Genomic DNA, 23,598 nt, shown 5'->3' with positions numbered 1-23,598 from the left:
GCGGAAAGGCCGGTTATGCCTTTATCCTTACCTTTGCGGGATGAAGAAATTAATCGGCCTTTTTCTTTAGCTCCGGCATTGGCTTCGGCACAGGATATTCCGGTAAAAACTATCCTAAAGGATATTTCCGCAATCCGCTCGAAATCCCTATTGTACTGGCGGGCAACTTTGGCGAGTTGCGTCCCAATCACTTTCACTCGGGGCTGGATATTAAAACACAGCAACGTGAAAACCTGCCCGTACACGCGGCGGCCGAAGGTTATATCAGCCGTATCGGCATTTCGCACACCGGTTTCGGTAACGTGCTCTATATTACTCACCCAAATGGTTATACGACTGTTTACGCGCACCTGAACCGGTTCTTTCCGACCCTGGAACAGTACGTGAAGCAGAAACAATACGATCAGCAAAGCTGGGCGATTGATCTGGTGATCCCCGCACACCTGTTCCCCGTGAAGAAGGGCGACTTTGTTGCCTGGAGCGGTAATACAGGGGGCTCTGCCGGTCCGCACCTGCACTTTGAAATCCGCGACACGAAAACGGAGAAGCCGCTTAACGGCATGCTCTTCGGCTTCAGCATTCCCGATACCCGTGCCCCGGAAATTCAGCGCATTGCGATATATGACCGCAACCGCAGTTTGTATGAGCAAACACCCATCATGGTGGCCATTACCCGCAACAAGGCAGGTAAATACGTGGCGGCGAAGCCTTTGGTGAAAGTGAATACAGATAAGGCGGGCATTGCTGTGGGCGCGCTGGACAGGCAAAGTAATTCCACCAACCCGAATGGTATTTTCCAGGCGGTGGTGTACGATAACAATGTGCCGCTCACCGGTTTTCAACTGGATAACATCGGGTACGAGGAAACCCGCTACCTGAATGCCCACGTGGACTATAAGATGAAGAAGGGCGGTGGTCCGTTCGTGCAGTTGTTGTACTCATTGCCGGGCAACGCGCTCAATATTTATCACGATATCAAAGGCAGTAATGGCGTGGTGGACCTGTCGGACGGCAAAGTACACCCGATGAAAGTGGAAGTAAAAGACGCATACGGAAACAGCACTGACGTAACCTTCTCGCTCCAGCAGGATGGCGCATCGCCCGGCGATGGTGCCTGTGCGAACAAGATGTTCACCGATTCGCGTAATATTTTTGAGAATAACCAGGTAGAGTTTTTCCTCGAGGAGGGTGCTATTTACGACCGCATTTGTTTCCGGTACACGGAGATTGCAGCTACCAGGCCCGATGCCTTTTCCAATACTTACCGGCTGCATACCGCGCTGGTACCCATTCATAGTAATTTTACCGTGCGCATCAGGCCGACTAAAAAGGTGCCGGCAGAATGGCAAAACAAAATGGTAATCGTTCGTAATGGCCTGGGCAGCAGCGTGGCCGCCGCTACTTTCGAGGACGGCTGGTACAAAGGTGCGTTCCGCGACTTTGGTGATTTTAACCTCGCGGTAGATACCATTAAACCTAAAATTACCCCAGTCGGGGCGCTGAAGAACGGCATGAATGCCGGCGTGCTCACCAGGGATGTCGTTTAGCCTGAGTGATGCGAGCGGGATTAAATCCTACCGCGCTGACCTCGACGGTAAATGGCTCCTGTTCTCCCGTAAGGGCAATGTGATTACGTATACGTTCGACGATCACTGTCGGCCGGGCAACCACCAGCTGGTGATTACGGCTTACGATGTGGCGGGTAACGAAGCAACTTATACTCTCAACTTTAAAAGATAAACGAGCGGATGTTTCATTTGAAGGAAGGCGACAAAGCGCCCGTTTTTAAAGGGCTTGATCAAAATGGAAAGAAGGTGTCGCTCAGCGATCTGAAAGGCAAAAAGGTGATCCTCTTTTTTTATCCGAAGGATAGTACGGCTACCTGTACCGTGCAGGCCTGCAACCTGCGCGATCACTATGCGGAGCTGACGGGCCGGGGCTACGAAGTAATCGGCGTAAGCGCCGATTCGGAAAAGAGCCACCAGAAGTTTATTGCAAAAACAACTTACCCTACACCCTGCTGGCGGACGAGGACCGTACAATCCTTAACCAGTACGGCGTATGGGGCGAAAAGAAGTTCATGGGCCGCATATTCGACGGCATCCACCGCACTACTTTTCTCATTAATGAAAAGGGCATCATCGATAAGATCATCCGTAAGCCGAAGAGCAAGGAGCACACGGAAGAGATATTGGAGATGTGGAAATAACAGAGGCGCCTTCCGGGGCGCTTTTTTATGGGGCAACTTTGAGGGCGTTCCCAGCCGCCGTTTAGGCACTACTATCGCCCTTTATCGATACGGTACCGAACCGCGCTCTTTTTGTGTTAAAATATCATCGGTTTGGCTAAAAAATAGGTAAGGGGATCCTATAGGGATCCTGTATGCATCCCATATGCTCATGCCCGCAAACCCGCGCTGGTGGTGAGGGGCCTTATAGGATGCATACAGGATGCATATAGGATCTCCAAATAAACCCGCTACCATGGCGGGGCGCTGTAACGCAATACGCACATGGGGTGGCAAGAGGGCCAGCGTGCTATTGGTGATTTATTCGCCTATTTCGGTGCTGGTGTTGCGGCTTGGGGAAAGAGGTATGGCTGATAACAAAAAGGGCCGTATCCCGAAGATACGACCCTTGATTATAGCGTAGTTTAAGCTGAATTATCTTTTCTGACGCTGTTTGCGGAACAGGTTACCAGTTTTGAACTTGTTACCTTCCGGGCTACCCACGCGGTCCATTGCGCAACGGAAACCTACAGTGTTGGTGGCCATATCTTCCTGCATGTAGCGGCGGGTGCCGGGCGACAGCCAGTAAGCGCGGTCGTTCCAGGAACCACCTTTGATCACACGGGATTTGTCGTTGATCAGGGTAGTTACACCGTAACCATATTCAACAAGCGACAGGGAGTCACCATCGAGGTAGTTGATTACGTCGCCTTTCTGGTAGTTGAGGCGGCTGGCACTTTCTTCGTCGGTTACATCACGCATTTTCAGCTGACCCAGGCTGTCTTTTTCAAGTTCGCCTTCGCTGTTCATAAAAACCGTCTGGAACTTGTTACCACGGAAGTAGTTGAAGTCATCACCATCGATCGCGGTAAGGGGACGGTAAACGTCCTGTACCCACTCGCTCACGTTGCCGGACATGTTATAGATACCAAAAGTGTTCGGGAAGTAAGTGTTTACGGCTGCGGGGATGGAAGCGCGGTCATTCAGACCACCGGCCATACCCATGTTGTCACCGGAACCACGTTTGAAGTTCGCCAGAACTCGCCTGCCATTTACCGCGGCGAATGTCGCGGAGGCCGGAGTTGTTCGTTCCCCAGGAGTAGATCTGTTTGTTCATGATCAATTCCTCACCGCGGTTACCTTCTTTTTTAGAGGGGCTTGGGTTTTGACCGATATAACCCAGTGCGGCATATTCCCACTCGGCTTCGGTCGGGAGGCGGTAGTTTGGCAACATGATACCATCTTCGAACTGGGCGCCACGAGGGGTACCATCTGAGTTCTGGAACTGGTTCTTAGTTGATTTGGACATTTTGCCCGGTGTACCTTCGTACAGGCCGGCCATATATGATTTGGTGTCGAATGTATTGTCGTCTGCCTGGTTGGAAACGTCGCCTTTGGAAAGCAGGCCGGCGTCCATGAGCAGTTTTTCATTCACACGGTTAGAACGCCATTTTGCGTAGTCTGTCGCCTGTTTCCAGGTAACACCTACCACCGGATAGTCGTTATAAGCGGGGTGACGGAAGTAATATTCTACCAGCGGCTCGTTGTAGCCAGCTCGCTACGCCAAACCAGGGTATCCGGCAGGGCTTTCTTTACTACGTCCGGGAAAGATTCGTTATACATGCGGGTAAGCCAGTAAAGGTACTCGCGGTAGTGTACGTTGGAAACTTCCGTTTCGTCGATATAGAAGGAAGAAACCGTGATCCTGCGGGGGATGTTGTTCCATTCCATCATTACGTCCTGTTCGGTAGCACCCATAGCGAAGGTACCGCCCTGGACGAACACAAGACCGGGACCGGTTTTCTGGTCCACGTTTTTGGCGACAGAGAAGCCGCCCATTTTCTTATCGTTGTATGCCCAGCCGGTCGCGGAAGAAGACGCTTTCTTCTTGCCGAACAGGCCACCACCGCCATCCTTATTACAGGAGGTGGCTCCGCCGAGTATGATTCCGGCGCCTACAAGCAGTGATAAAGAGGTTAATCTACGCATGTAATTCAGCTTTTTATAAGATATTTCAATAGGTAAACGCAAATGTAATATTTTTTATTTTATAGCAAAAATAATTAATCTGTAAATGCATGCCTTTTAGGTCATGCATTTCGATGAAAAGCAGTGCTTTTAACCCTGTCATGTGTCGTTTTTGCACTTATTTTCCACATTCCGGGGTTTGGAATATCCAAGGCAAACAGTAGGTTTGTGTTAAACCAGCCTGGCTGCGATGTTGAAATCCCGTATTCCCTTTTTGCTGTTTATTTTACTTTGCACAGGCATCAAAGCTTATGCCCAAAGAACCTATGCATCGCATGCTGTGCTGTCGGCCGGTAACTGGTACAAGGTAGCTGTTACGGCGCCAGGCGTGTACAAGATAGACATTTCTTTGCTTAATCGTATGGGAATTAATACGTTGAACCTTTCTTCCGCTTCCCTGCGACTTGTTGGTTATGCCGGCGATATGTTGCCCGAAGACAATGCCAGCCCACGTTACGACGATCTTCCTGAAACCGCGCTCTACATACACGATGGTGGCGACGGTATTATTAACGGAAACGATTACATTTTATTTTATACGCCCGGCGCTAATAACTGGCTGCCCGACGCACAATATTTTCAGCATCAGCAACATCTGTATGCAGATACCGCCTTTTATTTTCTGAGTGCGGGCGGAACGGGCAAACGGGTGGTGGTGGATAATACCACACCCACCGCCAACCGGGTGGTGAACACTTATAATTACCGGGCCTTCGTGGAAAATGATAAAGTGAATGTGCTGGGTAGCGGTAAACGCTGGCTCGATGAGGAAAAGAACACCCGCACCTATAATTTCGACCTGCCTGCAGGCGGTGTTACTAATGTGGCCATCCGCGCGTCGGTAGCGGCGAAGAGCACCGGCAGCAGCCGGTTCGATATTTTGTTCAACCAGTCGGTGGTACAGGCACTGTACCCTGACCCCATCAGCGGTAATATATTTGAAACGCAGGTAACGTCTGTAAACAGCCTGTTGCCGGTTGCCGGTACGCATACGGCTGCCCAGGTCGGCGTCAATTTTATACCGGCAGGCGGCGCCAGCGGCTGGGTCGATTTTATAGAACTGCATGCCCGGGCCGCACTGACCTTACCCGCAGGTGGTTCGCTGTTATTCCGCGACCGGGCGAGCGTAGGCGCCGGTGGTGTGGCCGGGTTCCGGATAGCAGCCGCTAATAACGAAGTACTGGTGTGGGACGTAACAGATGGTTTGTCGCCAGTTCAAGTAAGCACCACGCTTTCGAATGATAACCTTGCATTCAGCCGCGACTGTAGCCGCCTGCGCGAGTATGCAGCCTTCAAACCCGCGTCGTTGCCGGCGCCCGTATTAGTGGGCGCGGTACCGAACCAGGATTTACACGGCACCGCCGCGGTGGATATGGTAATTGTAAGTGCCCCGGCCCTGGTGCCCCAGGCGCAGCGGCTGGCCGATCATCACCGCCTGCGGGAAGGACTGAGCAGCCTGGTGGTAACACCCGCCACCATCTATAATGAATTCTCTTCAGGTAGACAGGATCCCACGGCTATCCGCGACTTCCTGAAAATGTTGTACGATCGTGGTCCCGCCCCGAAATACCTGCTGTTGTTCGGCGATGCCTCGTATGATTATAAAAACCGCATCCCGAATAATACCAACCTTGTTCCCACCTGGCAAAGTCCGGCTTCGGCCGACCAGATCAACTCCTATGCTTCGGACGACTTCTTCGGTTTGCTCGGCGACGGGGACGATGTAAATACCTTATCGCCTATCAGCCTGCTGGATGTGGGCATTGGCCGCCTGCCCGCCAAAACGCCTGCCGAGGCAAAGGTGCTGGTAGATAAGATCATTCATTACCACGATCCTGCGACCTTTGGCGCCTGGCGTAACCGCGTAACCTTTGTGGCCGATGATGAAGATGGCAACCTGCATTTCGAAGACGCCGAGAAAGTGAGCAGCATCGTTACCAATGAAAACCCGCAGTTCGGGGTGCAGAAAATTTATGCAGATGCCTATCCCCAGGTGTCTTCCGCCGCAGGCAGCCGCTACCCGGCCGTGAATGAGGCGATCAATACAGGTATGTTCAACGGTACACTCATCTGGAATTATACGGGACACGGCAGCTTTTTAAGGTTGGGAGAAGAGGTGCTGCTCGACGAAAGCATGATGAAAGTGTGGGATAATGCGGACAGGTTACCGCTGATGATTACGGCTACCTGCGATTTTGCACCTTTCGATAACCCGGCATTCACATCTTTAGGGGAAAAAGTACTGCTTCGCGAAAAAGGCGGGGCTATTGCGCTCATGACCACTACCCGGGCGGTGTTCGCATATTCTAACCTGGTGATGAATGCCAACTACTTCCGCCTGGCCTTTTTACCGGATGCGGACGGAAAGATGCCCAGCCTGGGGCAGGCGGCTATGCACTCGAAGAACTTCACTTATAGTAACTTTTCCGATGTGGTCAATAACCGGAAATTCCAGCTCCTGGGCGATCCTGCTATGACCCTCGCTTTCCCCGAACTGAAGGTACGGGTCGATTCGCTGAACGGCAGGGCGGTAAGCAGCACGGACACTTTAAAGGCATTGGGCAAATACACCATCAGCGGGAGCGTAACGGATGCGGGCGGTCGCCCGGCTATCACTTACAATGGCGACCGAGGTAACCGTATATGATAAACCGGAGCAGCTGCGCACGCGTGGCAACGATCCGGGCAGCAGTGCAGCGCCTTACCAGCAGGAACACAATATTTTATTTAAAGGCCGGGCGCGTGTCCTAAATGGCCGGTTTAATCATACCTTTGTGGTGCCGGCAGATATTGATTATCGCCCTGGTAACGGCAGGATCAGCTACTATACTTATAACGAGCAACAGGACGGAGCGGGTTACTACCACGAGTTAGCCATCAGTGGCACCGCTTCAGCAGCCAACGATCAGCAAGGGCCTTCCCTGCAAGCCTGGATGAACGATTTTAGCTTTACAGACGGAGGAATTACCGGGGAAAATGCGGTATTACTTATTCATCTTTCAGACGAAAACGGGATTAACACCACGGGCCGCGGTATCGGTCACGACCTGGTGGCAATACTCGACGACAGCAGCCGTTACTTTGTGTTGAATGATTTTTACGAAGCCGTTTCCGGCGATTACCGGCAGGGCAATGTGCGGTTCCCTATCAGCGGTCTGGCCGAAGGAGAGCATACCCTTACGATCCGCGCCTGGGATACGCATAATAATTCGGGCACCATCCGGTTACGCTTCAGGGTAATGCCCAACGCCAACCTGGTGGTAGAAAAGGTGGGTAACTATCCGAACCCCTTCCGCGAGGAAACAAAGTTCTTTTTTCTCATAACCAGCAAAATGCTGACCTTGATGTAGTTGTACGGATTTTTAGTGTTCAGGGACAATGCGTTCGCACCATGAAGTATACAATAAATAGCCCCGGTGGCCGTTTAGATGGCATTATCTGGAATGGAAGAGCCGACTCGGGAGTAAAACTACCCCATGGAATATATTTATATGAGCTAACAATTATGAACAGGCAGGGCAAGTCAAAAAAGTTTGGTGGTAAGCTCATATTACTATAAATTACATACTGTAAGGCAAGTGGAATTATTCATTTAGACGTCTTTTTGCTTGAATAATACAGATTAGATATTATTTTTACATCTGATTAAACTCACATTAAACTAAAAATTGCAATGTATCGAAGGATATTAACGGCTGTAGCATGTATTCTTTCCTTATCCCTTACCAATACTGCTTCCGCTCAGGACACCCCGGGTACGAACAGACTTGACGGAAGAATGAATGCGATCAATACTGCTGTTCCCTTTCTCCGTATTTCCCCAGATGCCAGAAGTGGTGCAATGGGCGATGTTGGTGTAGCCATTTCGCCGGATGCGAACTCCATCTTCTGGAACCTTTCCAAAGTACCTTTTGCTGAGAAAAATTCTGCCGTTTCGGTAACTTATACGCCCTGGTTGAAAGAACTGGTAAACGATGTGTTCCTGGCCACTGTAAGTGGTTATACTAAAATTGACGAGTTCTCCGCCGTATCGGGTTCATTGCGTTATTTTTCACTGGGAAATATCGAGTTTACGGACATCACCGGTTATACCCAGGGTAACTACCGCCCCCGTGAATTCGCCATCGACGCTGGTTACGCCCGTAAATTGAGCGATAACTTCGGTCTCGGTGTGGCGCTGCGTTTCATCAATTCTAACCTCGCCAGCGGCGATATTTCCGGACAAAGCATCCGTCCGGGGCGCGCGGTAGCTGCCGATCTCTCCGGTTACTACACCAAAGAGTACGAGAAAGAAGACGGCGCCGCCAACAATAAACTGGCCTTAGGTTTCGCGATCACCAACATTGGTAACAGGATTTCCTACACCCGTTCGGCCGATAAAAAAGACTACCTGCCCGCTAACCTCGGCATCGGTGGCGCTTATACCTTCGGCATCGACGAGTATAATAAATTCACCCTCGCACTGGATATTAACAAACTGCTGGTACCCACCCCGGATACCGCTACCGGTCAGTATCCCGATAAGGATCCGCTGGGCGCTATTTTCAGCTCCTTCGGCGATGCGCCTTTCAAAGAAGAACTGCATGAGCTGATGTACTCTGCCGGTGCAGAATACTGGTACAACGACCAGTTTGCGGTAAGAGCAGGTTACTACCACGAACATGCTTCCAAAGGCAACCGCAAGTATTTTACGGCGGGCCTGGGTATTAAGTATGACATTTTCGGCCTGAACTTCTCTTACCTCGTACCTTCCGGTACCGGTATCCAGAAAAACCCGTTGTCAAATACGCTTCGGTTTACCCTCACTTTTGATCTTTCCCGTGCCGAATAATATCGGTTGGAAAATATAGCGGAATGTCCCCCGTGGCGCAGCTGCGGGGGACATTCCATTTAAACAGGCTTTTAACTTTTTAAAGCCTAACTTAGCAGCCAGTCAGATCAATAATTATAAATAAGCTATTAAAAGGATGAGTAATTTAAGAATTGGCTTTGGTGTGGATTTTCACCAATTGGTAGAAGGACGGGATTTTTGGTTAGGCGGCGTATTGGTGCCACATGAAAAAGGCGCCCTGGGTCACAGTGATGCGGATGTATTGCTGCACGCTATCTGCGACGCCATGCTTGGCGCAGCTGCGCTGGGCGATATTGGCGTACACTTCCCCGATACAGACCAGGCTTACAAAAACATCGACAGTAAAATTTTACTGAAACGTAGTATGGAGCTGATAGCCGAAAAAGGTTACAGCGTAGTGAATATGGACGCGACGCTCTGCCTGCAGGCGCCTAAGATCAAACCTTTTGTGCCGCAGATGCAGGAAGTAATTGCGCAGTTGTTAAACCTTACGGTGGAAGAAGTGTCTATTAAGGCCACTACTACCGAAAAGCTGGGCTTTGTTGGCCGCGAAGAAGGCGTAGTAGCCTATGCAAACGTGTTGCTCGAAAAACAACAGAGCAGCGTACGATAACCGGTCTAAATTGATTCTACATACTTTAACGCAATGGCAGATATTTTAGTAAACATCATTAATAAGTCGGAAAACCCGTTGCCGGCTTACGCAACCGTAGATGCGGCAGGTATGGACCTCCGCGCTAACCTCGAAACCGCTATAACCATGCAGCCCCTGGAACGCACGCTGGTGCCCACTGGTCTGTACATGGAACTGCCCGCGGGTTATGAGGCGCAGATCCGCCCACGCAGCGGTCTTGCTATTAAACAGGGACTCACCCTGCTGAATACGCCCGGCACGATAGATGCAGACTACAGGGGAGAGATCAAAATAATTATGATTAATTTGTCCAATGAGCCGCAAACCATCCAGCACGGCGACCGTATCGCACAGATGGTGATTGCGCCTTTTGTACAGGTGAAACTGGCCGAAGTAGCTGTACTGACAGACACCGACCGCGGCGCCGGCGGATTTGGCCACACCGGAAAATCGTAAGGATGCGCAAACTTCTCAGCATAATATTGATTGGTGGCGGATTGTGGGTAACAGCCTGCAAAACCGGCAAAACCGCTCAGGGTGGCAGAACTTCCGGCGTGAAGGACCCGGCCGTACTGCAGCAGCGTGCCGATAGTTTCTTCTTTGCCGCCCAACGCTCTAAAATGCTGGGAGATTACCGCACCGCCATTACCCAGTACTCCGATTGTCTTCGCCTCGATCCCGATAATGCGGCGGTGTATTATGAAGTAGGGCGCCTGTTCATGGAATTGCGCAACGCGCAGTACGGCCTGGGCTTCACGAGGAAAGCCACGCAGCTGGACAGTACCAACAAATGGTACCAGATGGCGCTGGCCGATGCATTTGCCGTAAACGAACTGTTCGACAGCGCAGCATATGCCTATGGCAAACTGGCCCGGCTATATCCCGAAAACGACGACTATCGCTTTAACCAGGGCGTGTTCCTGGCACGCGCCAATAAAAACAAGGAAGCCCTTGCCATTTTTTACCAATTGGAAGAAAAGGCAGGACCTGTGGAAGAAGTGGTGTACCAGATACAGAAGCTACTCGTAAAGGAAAATCGCGTGGAAGATGCTGTGGACGAGATCCGCAAACTGGTGGTGTTAAATCCCGGCGAGGCACGCTACTACCTGCTGCAGGCCGAACTGTACGACGCCAACGACATGATCCCGAAGGCGAAAGCCATGTATGATACTGTACTCCAGAAAGATCCGTACAACCCGCGCGCACTGATCGCTTTTGCAACCTATGCAAAAAGGAAAAGCGGATGGACGAGTACTGGCAATTCCTCACCCGCGCTTTCTCCAACCCGGATTATAATATTGATGAAAAGGTAGCCTACGTATATCCTTACCTGCAGATGCAGTCGCTGGACAGCACCAAGTTAAATGAGGGGCTTGCTTTAAGCTCCCTGATCATCGAAACGCATCCGCAGGAGGCCAAAGCGTACGCCCTGCGCGGCGATATGTTTTCACAGGCCGAGTTGACAGACAGCGCGCTGGTTAATTATCGCAAAGCCGTATCGCTGGACAGCACCCGATTTTCGGTATGGTACCAGCTGATGTGGCTGTATTCGCAGAGCGACCAGGCTGATTCCCTGTTGCGTGTAAGCGAAACCGTTACCAGGCTGTTCCCGCAGGAATTTATGGGCTTTTACTTTAACGGCATGGCGAATTACTTTGGCCAGCAATATGATAAGGCCGCCCGCTCGCTGAACCGCGCCTTGCAGATCGGCGCCGGCGAACCGCGTTACAAGGCCGATGTGTATGCATTGCTGGGTGATGTGTACCACGCCACGGGCCAGCATAACCTGTCCGACAGCAGTTACGATGCCGCCCTGACCGTACGCCCGAAGGATGATGTGGTGCTGAATAACTACAGCTACTACCTCTCGATGCGGGGCGAAAAGTTGGAAAAGGCAGAGCAGATGTCGCGCTACTCCTCGGAGTTGCGGCCGGACAATCCGGTGTACCTCGACACATACGCCTGGATATTGTTCCGCATGGGTAAATACGATTTGGCACGGCAGTGGATAGAAAAAGCACTACAACATCCCCAGGCGCAGCAGGACCCCGACGTACTGGAACATTATGGGGATATTTTATTCAATCTGAAAGAAGAAGAAAAAGCTGTGATGTACTGGCAGCAGGCAAAAGAAAAGGGCGCTTCGTCCATCAGCCTGGCCAGGAAAATTGCAGAGAAAAGATATATTAAACCCGGGGCTGCCTCGCAGCAGTAATGCCGCCCCTTTGGCAAGCGAACTATTTAATCATGAGAAGAACAGCCTTATTACAATGTATTGTTGCCGTTATCAGCCTGGCGCTTTTATCCTGTGGATCCGCCAAAAAGATCACCCGCGCAAATTTTCCATCTGATACTTCCGGTATCGTGAAGAGAGATTCGTCGGCAACCACAGCGGAGGCAGAGCGTGCCCTGGCAGCCGGTATCTCCGAAAAAATGAAAGATAATCACATCGACTTTAAAACCTTTGAGGCCAAATTAAAGGTGGATTACAACAGTGACAAGGGCAATTCTTTCAACAACATCCGCGCAAACGTGCGTATGATCAAGGATAGTGTGATCTGGATCTCCTGCTCCGTACTCATCCTCGACGACGTGGTAAGGTGTATGATTACGAAAGACAGCCTGAAGCTGGTGAACCGTAAGGATAAAACGGTGTTGCTGCGCGATATAGCCACGGCAAAGGAGACGCTGAACATTCCGTTCGACTTCGCCACCCTGCAGGACCTGCTGATCGGTAATGCTATTTACTTCAATGACTCTATCACCAATATTGTTAAAACCTCATCGGTAGTATCGTTCAGCTGTCAGCACCCCACGCTGATAAGCCTGTTTAATGTATTTGCAGATGACTTTGGCCTGCAACAGAGCAAAGTAACGGATAAAGACAGCGCCGGCCGTTCCTGCGAGCTTACCTACGGTGAATATAAAACCGTTCAGGGGCGTAAATTCCCCACCCAGCGCAGGATTTTTATAGAAGAAAAGAACATCTTGAAAATAGCAATGGACTTTAAGGATAAGATTGAATTTGATGCACCGGTGTCCACACCATTCCGTATTCCGGCCAACTACACCAAAGAATAACGGAGCTGGCAGCCCGCACGCAATCATTTTTAATTATTAACGTTGTATATTTATCGTTTATATAACCAGTTTCCTGAGCTCATTTTAAATTTATCATGTTGCAATTGAAGAAATTTATCCCACTTTTACTGCTGCTCGCTCTCACCGCCCCTGCCATTGTGCGTGCCCAAAACACGCAACAGTCGCGGGAAGAACTCGAACGCCAGAAACGGGAACTGCAACAGGAACTCAACCAGGCGCAGGCCACACTGAACGAAACCAAGAAATCGTCCAAGCAAAGCCTGATACAGCTGAACGCATTGCGTAAAAAAATATCGCTGCGCGAAGGCATGATCCGCAACATCAACTCCGAAATCAACTTTATTAATGGCGACATCAATGCCGCCTTGCGCGATGTGCAAACATTAAAGCGCGACCGGATACCCTGAAAGCGCAATACGCGCAGCAGGTGGTGTACGCTTATAAAAACCGTGGCGACTACGCCATGCTCAATTTCGTATTTTCCGCAAAGAGCTTCAACGACGCTGTGCGCCGATATGAGTACATGAAGCGTTACCGCGAGTATCGCAAGCGCCAGGCAGATAACATTGTGCAAACAACGGCGCAGCTCGAGCAGAAAGTGAAGAACCTGGAAGACCAGAAGGGCAAACGTAATGTGGTACTCAAAACGGAACAGGAACAACGGGAAGTGCTGGAAGCAGACCGTAAAGAGAAGAATGAACTGGTAACGCAACTGCGTGGTAAAGAGAAAGAGCTGAATGCCGATATCGCCAAACGTAAAAAGGAACAACAACGTATCCAGGCGAGCATCCGCTCTATCATTGCCCGCGAAATGGAAGAGGCGCGCAAGCGTGCCGCTGCCGAAGAGGCTGCGCGTAAAGCCGAGATAGCAGAGCGCCGCAAACGCGAGGAAGCTGCCCGTAAAGCCGCAGCCGCAGCTGCCGCCGCAGAAAAAGAGAATAATAATAACAACAATACCGCTGCTAATAATCCAACGAAACCTGCTACACCGGTAACGCCTCCGCCACCGAAAGAAACGCCGAAGCCGGAAAAGCCGGTAACAATGTTTAACGACGGTTCCGAGTTCGCGAATCTCTCCGGTCGTTTCGAGGACAATAAAGGCAAACTACCATGGCCGGTGATTTCGGGCACGGTAGTAGGCGAGTGGGGAAGCAAAAACTGGAGGAGATCAAAATTACGACCCAGCTGGATGGCATTCTTATCTCTACACCTAAAGGGGCACAGGTACGCGCTTCGTTTGATGGTGAAGTGTTGATGGTATATAATACCGGTCCAGGTGGCGGATGGGGGTGATCGTATCACACGGCCGCTACTTTACCAACTATGTGCACTTGAATTCTTATTCTGTGAGAAAAGGTGATAAGGTGAAAACCGGCCAGGCTTTGGGAACGGTGCTGTTTAACGTGGAGGAAAATGCCTCCCTGTTCCAGTTCGAGATTTATAAAGATAGCGGTGATAATAACATGAATCCCCGCCTGTGGTTGGCTCCGAGATAATTTAAGTCATCAGCATAAAAGAAAACTCCCGCAATTGCATCAATTGCGGGAGTTTTTATTTGAAAGCGTTTTTATTTAATCAACTTCTCATACAGTTTTTCATACTGCGGTATGATATTATCGATATGGAAGCGTAACGCCTGTTCCAGCGCGCCTTTCCTTAAACGGGCCAGCAGTTCTTCATTCTGCAGTGCTTCGATCGCATGCGCCGCCATACGGTCTACATCGCCTACAGCGCTGGTGTAGCCTGTTTCTCCGTTGATGTTTACCTCTGGCAGGCCGCCTGCATTCGAGGAAATAACCGGCACCTCAGAAGCCATCGCTTCCAGTGCTGCCAGGCCAAAGCTCTCATAATCCGAAGGCAGGATAAACAGGTCGGCAATCGACATGACGTCTTCCAGCTGCTCCTGCTTACCAACGAAACGAACATCGTCGCACAGGTTCATTTCGCGGCACATGCATTCGATCATGGGTCTGTCGGGGCCATCGCCTACCAGCAACAGTTTCGCCGGCATTTTATCCCGTACCTGTTTAAAGATCTTGATCACATCCGGTACCCGTTTCACTTTACGGAAATTGGACACATGCAACAATATCTTCTCTCCCTTGGGCGCAATGGCCTGGCGGAAGTGCGGTAATTCGCGGCGTTTGAATCGTGCCGTGTCTACGAAGTTGTAAATCACTTCAATCTCTTTATCAATCGGAAATGATTTAAATGTTTCTTCGCGCAGGTTGCTGGATACCGCCGTGATGGCGTTCGATTCATTGATGGAGAAGGTTACCACGGGAGCATAGGTTTTATCCTTGCCTACCAGGGTGATATCGGTTCCGTGAAGGGTTGTGATGAACGGTATGTGTCGGCCCTGTTTCGCTACGATCTGCTGCGCCATATAAGCGGTAGAGGCATGTGGGATAGCGTAATGCACGTGCAGCAGGTCCAGCTGCTGGTTCAAAATCACATCCACCATGGTGCTGCTCAGCGCAGATTCATAGGGTGGAAAGTCAAAAAGAGGATAGGTAGGCACCTGTACCTCGTGGTAATAAATATTCGCATGGAAAGCGTTGAGTCGCACCGGTTGCTGGTAAGTAATAAAGTGCACCATATGCCCTTTATCCGCCAGCGCTTTGCCCAGTTCTGTTGCCAGTACTCCGCTTCCCCCATACGTTGGATAACATACGATACCTATACGCATGAAGTTGTTTTTAAGATAATTACACAATTGCGACCCCGAAAGGTCCGGCTTTTACGTGGAAACATGCCCCGGCTGGTTCCTTTATTACGCCGGCCCGTAAGGCCGCACAACAATTCGCTGTTTCGCCTGCGAAGGTAAACTACAAAAATCAATTCCGGGCTATTTGCAGGAGCAGCGGTAATTAATTAGCTTTAATTTAAAATCCGGACCAGCTGAATGAAAAAACACTTATTAATTGCCCTGGCCTGCGGAGCTTTCCAGTTTAGTTACGCACAGCAAAAGGACTCCGCAGAGATACGCAGGATTGCCAACGAAATTCTCTCCAACAGTAATGCCTATGAGGATCTGAGAGTACTCACCAAAACGGTGGGCGCCCGCCTGGCGGGATCTGCCGGCATGGTGAAAGCCGAAAAATGGGGCGTGGCCGCGCTGAAAGCCGCCGGTGCCGACTCCGTATACCTGCAGGAATGTATGGTACCGCATTGGATCAGGGGCGCCAAAGAACAGGCCCGCATCATTTCCAAACGCCGCGACTTCGTACCGCCGCTGAACATCGCCGCCCTCGGCAACTCCGTGGGTACGGGCGCCAAAGGCGTTACGGCAGCTGTGATCGAGGTAAAATCTTTCGAAGAGCTGGAGAAGCGCAAAGATGAAGTGAAAGGCAAAATCGTGTTCTACAATTATCCTTTTATCGATACGCATGTTAAGACCTTTCATTCTTACGGCGATGCCGTGAAGTACCGCGGTTCGGGCGCCAGCCGCGCTGCCAAATACGGGGCTGTAGCCGTGGTAGTACGGTCTATGTCGCACAGTGCAGACAACCACCCGCATACCGGCTCAGTGAACTACGCGGAAGACGCGCCTAAGATCCCCGCGGTAGCCATTGGCCTGAAAGATGCCGACCGCTTCAGCCAGCGCATTGGCAACGATCCATCGATGCAGTTGTACCTGCGCACGAATTGCCAGAAGCTGCCCGATACCATTGGCCATAACGTGATCGGGTACATCCGCGGCAGTGAATTCCCCGACGAGTATATCACCGTTGGTGGTCACCTCGATAGCTGGGACCTCGCCGAAGGTGCGCATGACGATGGTGCCGGTTGTGTACAATCCATCGAAATCTTAAGAGCTTATAAAGCATTGGGTATTCGTCCCAAACGCACGCTGCGCGTAGTATTATTTGCTAACGAAGAAAACGGCGCCCGCGGTGCGGCCAAGTATGCCGACGAGGCCAAAGCAAAAAACGAAAAGCATGTATTTGCCCTCGAAAGTGATGCGGGAGGCTTTACACCCCGTGGTTTTATGCTGGAAATGGAACCCGCGAAAAGAGCAAAGGTACTTTCCTGGAAGCCGCTATTGCTGCCTTACGGCCTGTACGATTTTGATGAAGAAGGCGGCGGTGTAGATGTGGGCTTCCTGCATCGCGCACTGGGTACACCCATGGGTGAACTTTCTCCGGACTCCCAGCGTTATTTTGACGTGCATCATGCAGCGTCCGATGTGTTTGAAGCGGTGAACAAGCGCGAGCTGGAGCTTGGTGCAGTAGGCATGGCGGCGTTGTTGTACCTGGTGGATCAATATGGTTTATAAAACTAACATATGCGTCGTTTCATTACAATTATTACGGTGGTCATCGTACTGCTGATCCTGGGTTGGGGTTGGTTCCAGTTCTTTTTCGTGTTTGGCGAAGGCCCGCGCGCAGGAGAGCTCAACTACATCATGAAAAAAGGCTACATCTGGAAAACCTACGAAGCAAAAATCATACAGGTCGGCTTCAAGGGCGCCTCCGGATCGTTTCAATCCAACGAGTTCCAGTTTTCGGTGGAGGACGAAAGAGTTGCCCAGCAGCTGATGACCAACAGCGGCAAATGGGTAAATGTACATTACAGGGAGTACCGGGGCGCATTGCCCTGGCGGGGGATGAGCAAATATATTGTGGACAGTGTGATCAGCGTAAGCCCGTCTCCCACCAGCACTACTTTACCATAGTGGCTTTTAATGTGACCAGCCGCTGATCTTTTTTCAGCCGCCGCTGTGTCACTCACTTCAACCGCAACAAGGCGCTCAACCCGCCATGATTAAGAATATTGCCGGACGCTTGTGTAATGCAGGCTCCGGCATTTTTTCCACTCTTTAATGGGTAATGTGCGGATGTATTCTTGCGGTGCGGTCAGGTCGGCCGCTATGCAGAGGAGCGTTTGGTCTTTACAGTTAGCGAGAATATCTTTAAACATCTGGCCGTTCCGGTAAGGCGTTTCTATAAACAATTGTGTTTGCCCGTTTTTCTGGCTTGTTAACTCCAGTTCCTTAATGGCTCTGCCACGCTCCGGCGGTTTTATTGGCAGGTAACCGATAAACTGAAAATTCTGCCCGTTCATCCCCGATGCCATCAATGCTAATAATATAGAACTCGGTCCCACCATGGGAACCACGGTAGCGCCTATACTGTGCGCCGCATGTACCACGAGGTTGCCCGGATCGGCAATAGCAGGGCATCCGGCTTCGCTCAATATCCCGATGTCTTTTCCCGCCTGCAGTGCTTTTTTCGCCACATTCAGGTCCGGTGCATGGTTTTCGTGCATGAGGTGCAGCTCCAGTTCATCTATATTGATGTTGCGGTCCAGCGCTTTCAGGAAGCGCCGCGCAGTACGTTCATTTTCTACAAAAATACTTTGATCTGCCGCGAGCGGTCAGTAATGTAGGCGGGTATGGTAAAAAGTGCGTCCGGACTTAATACCGTCGGCAGCAGGTAAACTTTTCCTAATTGGCTCATGGCAGGCGTTGTTGTTGCAGGTGAATAGTAGCGGCGATTACAGCGTAGCAGGGCGCTACGATCCAGCCGATAACAGGCACCAGCATCATGATATAAAATACTACACCGTTGCCAATGGCCATACCGCGGTGCTGGCCAATATAATTAATACTCTGTCCCATGGTCCAGCGGCGGCGCTCGAAGCTGTAGTCCATCATCGAAAATCCAAAATAATAGCTTTCTAAAATCAGTGCAATGAGCGGCGTAATCCACCCCACCACGGGAATAAAGGCCAGCAGGAAAACCAGGAACATGTATACCGTCTGGTACAAGAGATTGCGGAACGAAAGTTTTATACCGCGGATAATATCTTCCATCAACTGTTTCCAGCTAAAAGGAAAATCTTTATGTTGGATAATGGCTTCCGTTTTCTCCGAGAGGTAGGCAAAAACCGGTGAGCCCACTATTAAAAACAAATACTTAAAAGGAGGCGTATAACAGGAAAAATATAATGCGGATAGAAAAGCCCAGTAGCAGGAACAAAAAGTTGACCCAACTTTTTCCAGGTCTGCGATCCACATTTTTAGCGGCAACAGGTTAAAAAGATATTCCACGAACTCGCCAGAATAACTCCACACGAAGAACGTGCCCAGTATAAACAACAAACAGTAAATCACACCGGGAATGATAATCCACTTCCATAACCGGTGTTTGATGATGAATTGATGTGCTTTGCCATACGCCTGCAACGCACCCAGAACTCTCTGAACGAAAACAAAACCTATTAATTTTTTATATGTGACATAATGAGCTTTACCAGTAACTTAGACCTGCATTCTAAATTAATGCATTTTTACAGGATGGATAAAGTAGCCCGCGAATTTTACGAGCAACAGGACGTGTGTAAGATAGCAAAATCATTGCTCGGAAAAATATTGGTAACACAATTTAACAATATGCGAACAAGTGGCGTGATCGTGGAAACCGAGGCCTATGCCGGTGTAAAGGACAAAGCTTCGCACGCATTTGGCGGCCGCCGCACTGCCCGCACGGAAATTATGTACGCCCCGGGCGGACTCGCCTACGTATATCTCTGCTATGGTATTCATCACCTGTTTAACGTGGTCACCAATCACCGTGACGTGCCGCATGCCGTGCTCGTAAGGGCTTTGCAACCACTCGAGGGGATCGATGTCATGTTGGAAAGGTGTAAGAAAACGAAGCTGGATTATACGCTCACCGGCGGCCCCGGTAGTTTAACCAAAGCGCTGGGCATCCACACCAGTCATACGGGCACGGATTTAACCGGCAACGAAATCTGGATAGAAGAAGGCAAAACAAAAGTGCCAGCTACTCAAATTGTAGCTGGCACCCGGGTAGGCGTGGCCTACGCAAAAGAAGATGCTTTATTGCCCTATCGCTTTTCCCTGAAAAATAATCCATGGGTCAGCAGAGGAAAAGGGCTCAACGCACTCCCGCTTTAGAAGCGGGGACACAATGTTTTATATTTTGAATTTTCGTTGTGGCGGCGGATGTAGATGATCGACAGTTCAAAGCCGCCCCTGTACTGCGATGCTGGCTTCAGGGTAGATACGTTCATGTCGTAGCTGATGCCCACCTGCAGGCCGTTTATTTCCAGCGCTACATATGGGTTTACCGCGTCTTTTAAACGATACCAGCTGCCAATGTAAAAGGTGGTCGGATCTTCGGGCATACCATTCAGCAAAAAGCCGTAAGCGCCACCGAACGCAGTTTCTGTGGCCTCATTCTGGCGCATGTAGTGCGCGCTCATGTGAATGCGGTTGTTGCCGTTTACAGGGAACGAACCACCACCCTGGAACGTATAACGGTAGCTGAGGCGGTTGTTGTTCTGGTCCATGAAAGTTTCTGTGGGCTGGGTAATATGGTAGTAGGAAGCACCCAGGAACATGTTGGAGTTTTCGCCGATCAGGCCGTTGTAAAGTAGGCCTACATTGAAGTCCGGGTAACCGATGCTCGGGTTGGGAATATTTTCGTTGCTTGGAATAGAAGGGTTGTAACCGTTGTTATCAATCTGGTTCTCAAAAATCAGCTTCGTCGGGTCTACACGTTTAGACACCCACGCTACCTGGACGCCTAAACCCAGTGTGTGCAGGCCTTCCGGGTCAAGTCCCTTATGGTAGGCAGTGCTCAGGCCAACATAGTTGGATGTCAGCGCACCGGCGCCTGTTTTATCATACAAGCCAATCACGCCCACACCCCATATATCATTATAAGCAATTACATTCTTTAAGATGGAAAAGTCGGCAGACGCAGTACCGGTAATAAACGGCGATGCTATGCTGCGCCACTGGGAGCGGTAGTTGGCTGCAAAACGGACATCTCCGGAAAAGTAGCCGGTGTAAGCCGGGTTCAGTGTCAGCGGTGACGCAAAAATTGCGTGAAGTGCGGATCCTGTGCACTGGCAGTCCGTGTCAAAAACAAGATTATGGCTAAAGATAGTAGTAATCGTTTCATACAGGTTCTTCGTATAGGGTAGATACTCCAGACACTATACAATGTGAAAGTACATGAATAATGTCATATTTCAAATTAAAATTATATAATAAGTATCGATTTACCAGGTAAAAAGGCCCTTTACTGCTGCATTTTTGCCCCAAATGCAAGGTCGCCTGCATCACCGAGTCCGGGAACAATGTATCCTTTAGCAGTTAGTTCGTCATCCACATCACCTGCCCAGATCGTGAGCGGCACATCGGTGATGCGTTGCACGTATTCGATGCCGATGGTGCAGGCAATGGCCGTAACGATGTGAATATGAGCGGGTTTGCCATAAACCATCAGGTGTTCGATCGTTTTTACCAGTGAGGCGCCGGTCGCCAGCATAGGATCCGATAGAATAAGCACTTTGTTATCCAGCGCAGGGCATGAAACATATTCCAGGCTAATGTCGAACGAACCGTCGTGGTTGTGTTTCCGGTAGGCCGAGATATACGCATGGTCCGCTTTATCAAAATAATTGACTAAACCCTGATGTAACGCTAACCCTGCCCTTAATATTGTGCCGATAACCGGTTGGTTTTTTATGACCATACAGTTGGCGGTACCCAGCGGGGTCTGCACTTCCCTGGCTACGAAATCCAGCATTTTGCTGATTTCATAAGCTGCTACTTCGCCCACCCGTTCAAGGTTTCGGCGAAAACGCATGCGGTCGTTCTGCACTTCCACGTCGCGGATATCTGCCAGCCAATCGCCTACAAGAGAGTTTAATTCACTGAGATTGATGATCATACATTGCCCGTTTACTGTTTCAAAATACCACTTTATTGGCAAACCGACTGCAAAATACGTGTTGTTTTAAAAGAAGAAGCGGCCTTGTGGCCGCTTCCCGGGTTAATTTATCTTCCTGGTGAAAAATTTGCTTATTCTGCTTTTGCCACATCCGGGTGCAGCAGGGCGGCCTTCTTTGCCAATTGAATGAATTCGGCCCTGTAACCTTCCGCGTCTGTACCTTCGCCCCGGCGGCCATGTTAATCACTTGGCCGTAGCTGGCGTTCGCCTTAAATTCCGAATCCCGGAGCAGCATCCCAAATTCGGCCACGGCAGCCGCCATCCGGAAGTCGGCCGGTGCATTGTCGATAGGCTGCGAAGAGCTGTTCAATACTTTGGATAAGAGCATGCTTTTGTTACCATCCGGTTTTTTGTAGCGTACTTTTACGGTGAGTACTTCGCCACTGGTCGCTCCCGGACCGGTAATGTACTGCTGGTATTTTAGCGGGTCCACCTGCCCGGCAGCCATGGGGGTGCCAACAGGTACCACTTCGTACAAAGCCGTAACGGTATGGCCGGAGCCCATATCGCCCGCATCTTTTTTATCATTGTTGAAGTCTTCGTCATTCAGCGCCCTGTTTTCATAGCCAATCAGCCTGTAAGCTGCTACCAGCTTCGGGTTGAATTCCACCTGCAGTTTCACGTCTTTCGCAATGGTAAACAGCGTGCCACCAAATTCGGTCACAAAAATGCGGCGCGCCTCTTCAAAATTGTCGATGTAAGCATAGTTGCCATCACCTTTATCGGCAAGGGTTTCCAGTTTATTGTCTTTATAGTTGCCCATGCCGAAACCGAGTACGGACAGGAATACGCCGCTTTCCTTCTTTGATTCGATCAGCCGTTGCATGTCTGCATCGCTGGAAGAGCCTACGTTGAAATCTCCGTCTGTAGCCAGTATCACCCGGTTGTTGCCGCCTTTTACGAAATTCTCTACTGCCACTTTATAGGCCAGTTCAATACCCTGTCCGCCCGCCGTGGAGCCGCCGGCCGACAATTTATCCAGCGCATCCGGGATACGGGTTTTGTGTTCGCCGGATGTCGCAGGCAGCACAAGACCGGCAGCCCCTGCATAAACCACGATCGCCACTTTGTCCTGCGCGCGCAACTGTGCCACCAGTGCGCGGAACGCCTGTTTCACCAGCGGCAGTTTGTTTTCATCGCTCATCGAGCCGGATACATCGAGCAGGAATACAATATTGGAGGCTGGCAGGTCCTTTACATCTACTTTTTTCCTTGTATGCCGATACGCACCAGCCGGTTCGCGCTGTTCCAGGGACAAACCGCCATGTCTGTATGTATCGCCACCGGCGCGTCGTCCGTTGGCTGCGCATATTGGTAATCGAAGTAGTTGATCATTTCTTCTGTGCGGATCGCATCTTTCGGCGGCATCAAACCCTGGTTCAGGAAGCGGCGCACGTTGGAGTACGAAGCCCTGTCCACATCCGCTGAAAATGTGCTCAGTGGCCGGTTTTTAACCTGGTGGAAGATGTTTTCGTTGATGGCGCTGTAGTCTTCCGTGTTCATGGGGCGGGGGGCCGGGGCTTCGCGTTTGCTTCTACGTAGTTCCCGGCGCTGTGCCTGAACGTAGCCGCTTGCTACGGCAGCTTTCTCCTGCATTGCGTAGCCCACCACGATATCTTTCAGCTGCTGCTGACTGGGTGTCAGGGAAAAGTTAACCGTCGTATCCCTTTTACCCGCCGGAAGGCGCACCACCTGCAGATCATATCCGATATAGCTTATCGTCAGCGATGTCGCCAACTGTGGGAAAGCGCCCGAGTAAACACCCTGGGTGTTTGTTGTATAGCCTTTATTGGTATTGGTAATCTGGATGCTCACACCAGGCAAAGGTTGCCCGTTTTCGTCCTTTACCAATCCTTTTACCACACGGGTTTGCGCCTGGGCGCCAATGCCCAGTAATAATATCAGTAGGGTGACAAATGTATGCTTCATGGTTTTTTCTTTGTTCTGACAACAGGATGCAGTGGAAATCAGGTATTCCATAAAC

Annotated in this window: 27 protein-coding genes and 1 pseudogene; 18 read left to right on the top strand and 10 right to left on the bottom strand. The window is 50.5% G+C overall.

Annotation, left to right across the window (positions count from 1 at the left end; genetic code table 11):
* The first annotated feature begins 176 nt into the window (after positions 1–176).
* The 4 genes and pseudogenes from MKQ70_RS24080 (at position 177) to MKQ70_RS42625 (ending at position 2,209) form a co-directional block, all read left to right on the top strand.
* The gene (locus MKQ70_RS24080; RefSeq protein ID WP_248074854.1) at positions 177–1,547 is read left to right on the top strand and encodes a M23 family metallopeptidase; all 1,371 of its coding nucleotides are present in this window, start codon (positions 177–179) and stop codon (positions 1,545–1,547) included.
* The gene (locus MKQ70_RS24075; protein ID WP_248074852.1) at positions 1,537–1,740 is read left to right on the top strand and encodes an Ig-like domain-containing protein; all 204 of its coding nucleotides are present in this window, start codon (positions 1,537–1,539) and stop codon (positions 1,738–1,740) included. The genes MKQ70_RS24080 and MKQ70_RS24075 overlap by 11 nt, the downstream gene beginning before the upstream one ends.
* Positions 1,741–1,748: 8 nt before the next feature.
* Positions 1,749–2,018 (top strand): annotated as a pseudogene (locus MKQ70_RS24070) (peroxiredoxin); the annotation flags it as partial.
* Between the two features lie 62 nt (positions 2,019–2,080).
* A complete protein-coding gene (locus MKQ70_RS42625) occupies positions 2,081–2,209 on the top strand; it encodes a thioredoxin domain-containing protein (RefSeq protein ID WP_372490025.1) in 129 nt (42 codons plus the stop codon).
* Between the two features lie 453 nt (positions 2,210–2,662).
* Here the strand turns inward: MKQ70_RS42625 and MKQ70_RS39375 are convergent, their stop codons facing one another.
* Genes MKQ70_RS39375 through MKQ70_RS39365 form a run of 3 tightly spaced genes read right to left on the bottom strand, consistent with a single transcriptional unit; the run spans position 2,663 to position 4,216 of the window.
* Positions 2,663–3,232 (bottom strand): SUMF1/EgtB/PvdO family nonheme iron enzyme, encoded by a 570-nt coding sequence (locus MKQ70_RS39375; RefSeq protein WP_282456686.1) that lies wholly within the window; start codon positions 3,230–3,232, stop codon positions 2,663–2,665.
* A gap of 4 nt (positions 3,233–3,236) precedes the next feature.
* Entirely contained in the window at positions 3,237–3,719 is a 483-nt protein-coding gene (locus MKQ70_RS39370) for an SUMF1/EgtB/PvdO family nonheme iron enzyme (RefSeq protein WP_308199150.1), read from the bottom strand.
* A 38-nt stretch (positions 3,720–3,757) separates the two neighbouring features.
* Complete coding sequence (locus MKQ70_RS39365) at positions 3,758–4,216, bottom strand: formylglycine-generating enzyme family protein (protein WP_282456685.1); 459 nt, start codon at positions 4,214–4,216, stop codon at positions 3,758–3,760.
* Positions 4,217–4,445: 229 nt separating this feature from the next.
* On the opposite strand from MKQ70_RS39365, the gene porU reads away from it, so the two are divergent.
* The 11 genes from porU (at position 4,446) to MKQ70_RS24005 (ending at position 14,339) form a co-directional block, all read left to right on the top strand.
* Positions 4,446–6,902, top strand: coding sequence for a type IX secretion system sortase PorU (gene porU / locus MKQ70_RS24055; RefSeq protein ID WP_248074850.1), 2,457 nt, complete (start codon positions 4,446–4,448; stop codon positions 6,900–6,902).
* Complete coding sequence (locus MKQ70_RS24050) at positions 6,877–7,605, top strand: type IX secretion system sortase PorU (protein ID WP_248074848.1); 729 nt, start codon at positions 6,877–6,879, stop codon at positions 7,603–7,605. The genes porU and MKQ70_RS24050 overlap by 26 nt, the downstream gene beginning before the upstream one ends.
* A gap of 323 nt (positions 7,606–7,928) precedes the next feature.
* A complete protein-coding gene (gene porV / locus MKQ70_RS24045; protein WP_248074846.1) occupies positions 7,929–9,086 on the top strand; it encodes a type IX secretion system outer membrane channel protein PorV in 1,158 nt (385 codons plus the stop codon).
* Positions 9,087–9,222: 136 nt separating this feature from the next.
* Complete coding sequence (gene ispF / locus MKQ70_RS24040; RefSeq protein WP_248074844.1) at positions 9,223–9,720, top strand: 2-C-methyl-D-erythritol 2,4-cyclodiphosphate synthase; 498 nt, start codon at positions 9,223–9,225, stop codon at positions 9,718–9,720.
* Between the two features lie 33 nt (positions 9,721–9,753).
* Positions 9,754–10,197 (top strand): dUTP diphosphatase, encoded by a 444-nt coding sequence (gene dut / locus MKQ70_RS24035; protein ID WP_248074842.1) that lies wholly within the window; start codon positions 9,754–9,756, stop codon positions 10,195–10,197.
* A gap of 2 nt (positions 10,198–10,199) precedes the next feature.
* Positions 10,200–11,054: a tetratricopeptide repeat protein gene (locus MKQ70_RS24030; RefSeq protein ID WP_248074841.1), complete on the top strand. Its 855-nt coding sequence runs from the start codon at positions 10,200–10,202 to the stop codon at positions 11,052–11,054.
* Entirely contained in the window at positions 10,985–11,956 is a 972-nt protein-coding gene (locus MKQ70_RS24025) for a tetratricopeptide repeat protein (protein ID WP_248074839.1), read from the top strand. The genes MKQ70_RS24030 and MKQ70_RS24025 overlap by 70 nt, the downstream gene beginning before the upstream one ends.
* Before the next feature lie 32 nt (positions 11,957–11,988).
* Positions 11,989–12,822 (top strand): lipoprotein insertase outer membrane protein LolB1, encoded by an 834-nt coding sequence (gene lolB1 / locus MKQ70_RS24020; protein WP_248074837.1) that lies wholly within the window; start codon positions 11,989–11,991, stop codon positions 12,820–12,822.
* 104 nt (positions 12,823–12,926) lie between these two features.
* Complete coding sequence (locus MKQ70_RS24015) at positions 12,927–13,250, top strand: hypothetical protein (RefSeq protein ID WP_248074835.1); 324 nt, start codon at positions 12,927–12,929, stop codon at positions 13,248–13,250.
* A gap of 20 nt (positions 13,251–13,270) precedes the next feature.
* Complete coding sequence (locus tag MKQ70_RS24010; protein WP_248074832.1) at positions 13,271–14,098, top strand: murein hydrolase activator EnvC family protein; 828 nt, start codon at positions 13,271–13,273, stop codon at positions 14,096–14,098.
* A gap of 28 nt (positions 14,099–14,126) precedes the next feature.
* Positions 14,127–14,339 carry a peptidoglycan DD-metalloendopeptidase family protein gene (locus MKQ70_RS24005; protein WP_248074830.1) on the top strand — a complete coding sequence of 71 codons (213 nt, stop codon included), beginning with the start codon at positions 14,127–14,129 and terminating at the stop codon, positions 14,337–14,339.
* Between the two features lie 71 nt (positions 14,340–14,410).
* Here the strand turns inward: MKQ70_RS24005 and bshA are convergent, their stop codons facing one another.
* Positions 14,411–15,532, bottom strand: coding sequence for an N-acetyl-alpha-D-glucosaminyl L-malate synthase BshA (bshA, locus tag MKQ70_RS24000; protein WP_248074828.1), 1,122 nt, complete (start codon positions 15,530–15,532; stop codon positions 14,411–14,413).
* A gap of 216 nt (positions 15,533–15,748) precedes the next feature.
* Here bshA and MKQ70_RS23995 point away from each other — a divergent pair, with 216 nt between their 5' ends.
* Together MKQ70_RS23995 and MKQ70_RS23990 are read left to right on the top strand one after the other, a co-directional pair.
* Positions 15,749–17,122 carry a M20/M25/M40 family metallo-hydrolase gene (locus tag MKQ70_RS23995; RefSeq protein WP_248074826.1) on the top strand — a complete coding sequence of 458 codons (1,374 nt, stop codon included), beginning with the start codon at positions 15,749–15,751 and terminating at the stop codon, positions 17,120–17,122.
* Positions 17,123–17,131: 9 nt separating this feature from the next.
* Entirely contained in the window at positions 17,132–17,521 is a 390-nt protein-coding gene (locus MKQ70_RS23990) for a hypothetical protein (RefSeq protein ID WP_248074824.1), read from the top strand.
* An 89-nt stretch (positions 17,522–17,610) separates the two neighbouring features.
* Here the strand turns inward: MKQ70_RS23990 and MKQ70_RS23985 are convergent, their stop codons facing one another.
* Both MKQ70_RS23985 and MKQ70_RS23980 read right to left on the bottom strand, forming a co-directional pair.
* Positions 17,611–18,114 (bottom strand): SAM-dependent methyltransferase, encoded by a 504-nt coding sequence (locus MKQ70_RS23985; RefSeq protein WP_248074822.1) that lies wholly within the window; start codon positions 18,112–18,114, stop codon positions 17,611–17,613.
* Positions 18,115–18,301: 187 nt separating this feature from the next.
* On the bottom strand, positions 18,302–19,033 hold the full coding sequence (locus MKQ70_RS23980) for an EI24 domain-containing protein (RefSeq protein ID WP_248074820.1): 732 nt from the start codon (positions 19,031–19,033) through the stop codon (positions 18,302–18,304).
* Positions 19,034–19,144: 111 nt separating this feature from the next.
* Here MKQ70_RS23980 and MKQ70_RS23975 point away from each other — a divergent pair, with 111 nt between their 5' ends.
* Positions 19,145–19,768: a DNA-3-methyladenine glycosylase gene (locus MKQ70_RS23975; RefSeq protein ID WP_248074818.1), complete on the top strand. Its 624-nt coding sequence runs from the start codon at positions 19,145–19,147 to the stop codon at positions 19,766–19,768.
* On the opposite strand, the gene MKQ70_RS23970 is transcribed toward MKQ70_RS23975, so the two are convergent.
* The 4 genes from MKQ70_RS23970 to MKQ70_RS23955 form a co-directional block, all read right to left on the bottom strand.
* On the bottom strand, positions 19,765–20,685 hold the full coding sequence (locus MKQ70_RS23970) for a PorP/SprF family type IX secretion system membrane protein (RefSeq protein ID WP_282457577.1): 921 nt from the start codon (positions 20,683–20,685) through the stop codon (positions 19,765–19,767). The two genes, MKQ70_RS23975 and MKQ70_RS23970, sit on opposite strands and share 4 nt — an antisense overlap.
* A 215-nt stretch (positions 20,686–20,900) precedes the next feature.
* Complete coding sequence (gene upp / locus MKQ70_RS23965; RefSeq protein ID WP_248074816.1) at positions 20,901–21,554, bottom strand: uracil phosphoribosyltransferase; 654 nt, start codon at positions 21,552–21,554, stop codon at positions 20,901–20,903.
* Between the two features lie 19 nt (positions 21,555–21,573).
* Positions 21,574–22,872 carry a vWA domain-containing protein gene (locus MKQ70_RS23960; protein WP_248074814.1) on the bottom strand — a complete coding sequence of 433 codons (1,299 nt, stop codon included), beginning with the start codon at positions 22,870–22,872 and terminating at the stop codon, positions 21,574–21,576.
* Positions 22,815–23,543: a von Willebrand factor type A domain-containing protein gene (locus tag MKQ70_RS23955; RefSeq protein ID WP_248074812.1), complete on the bottom strand. Its 729-nt coding sequence runs from the start codon at positions 23,541–23,543 to the stop codon at positions 22,815–22,817. Before MKQ70_RS23955 ends, MKQ70_RS23960 begins: the two co-directional genes overlap by 58 nt.
* Between the last annotated feature and the right edge of the window lie 55 nt (positions 23,544–23,598).

The organism is Chitinophaga sedimenti (genome assembly GCF_023156195.1).
In the GTDB taxonomy this organism is placed as follows: domain Bacteria; phylum Bacteroidota; class Bacteroidia; order Chitinophagales; family Chitinophagaceae; genus Chitinophaga; species Chitinophaga sedimenti.
This window is presented reverse-complemented; position numbering and strand designations above follow the sequence as displayed.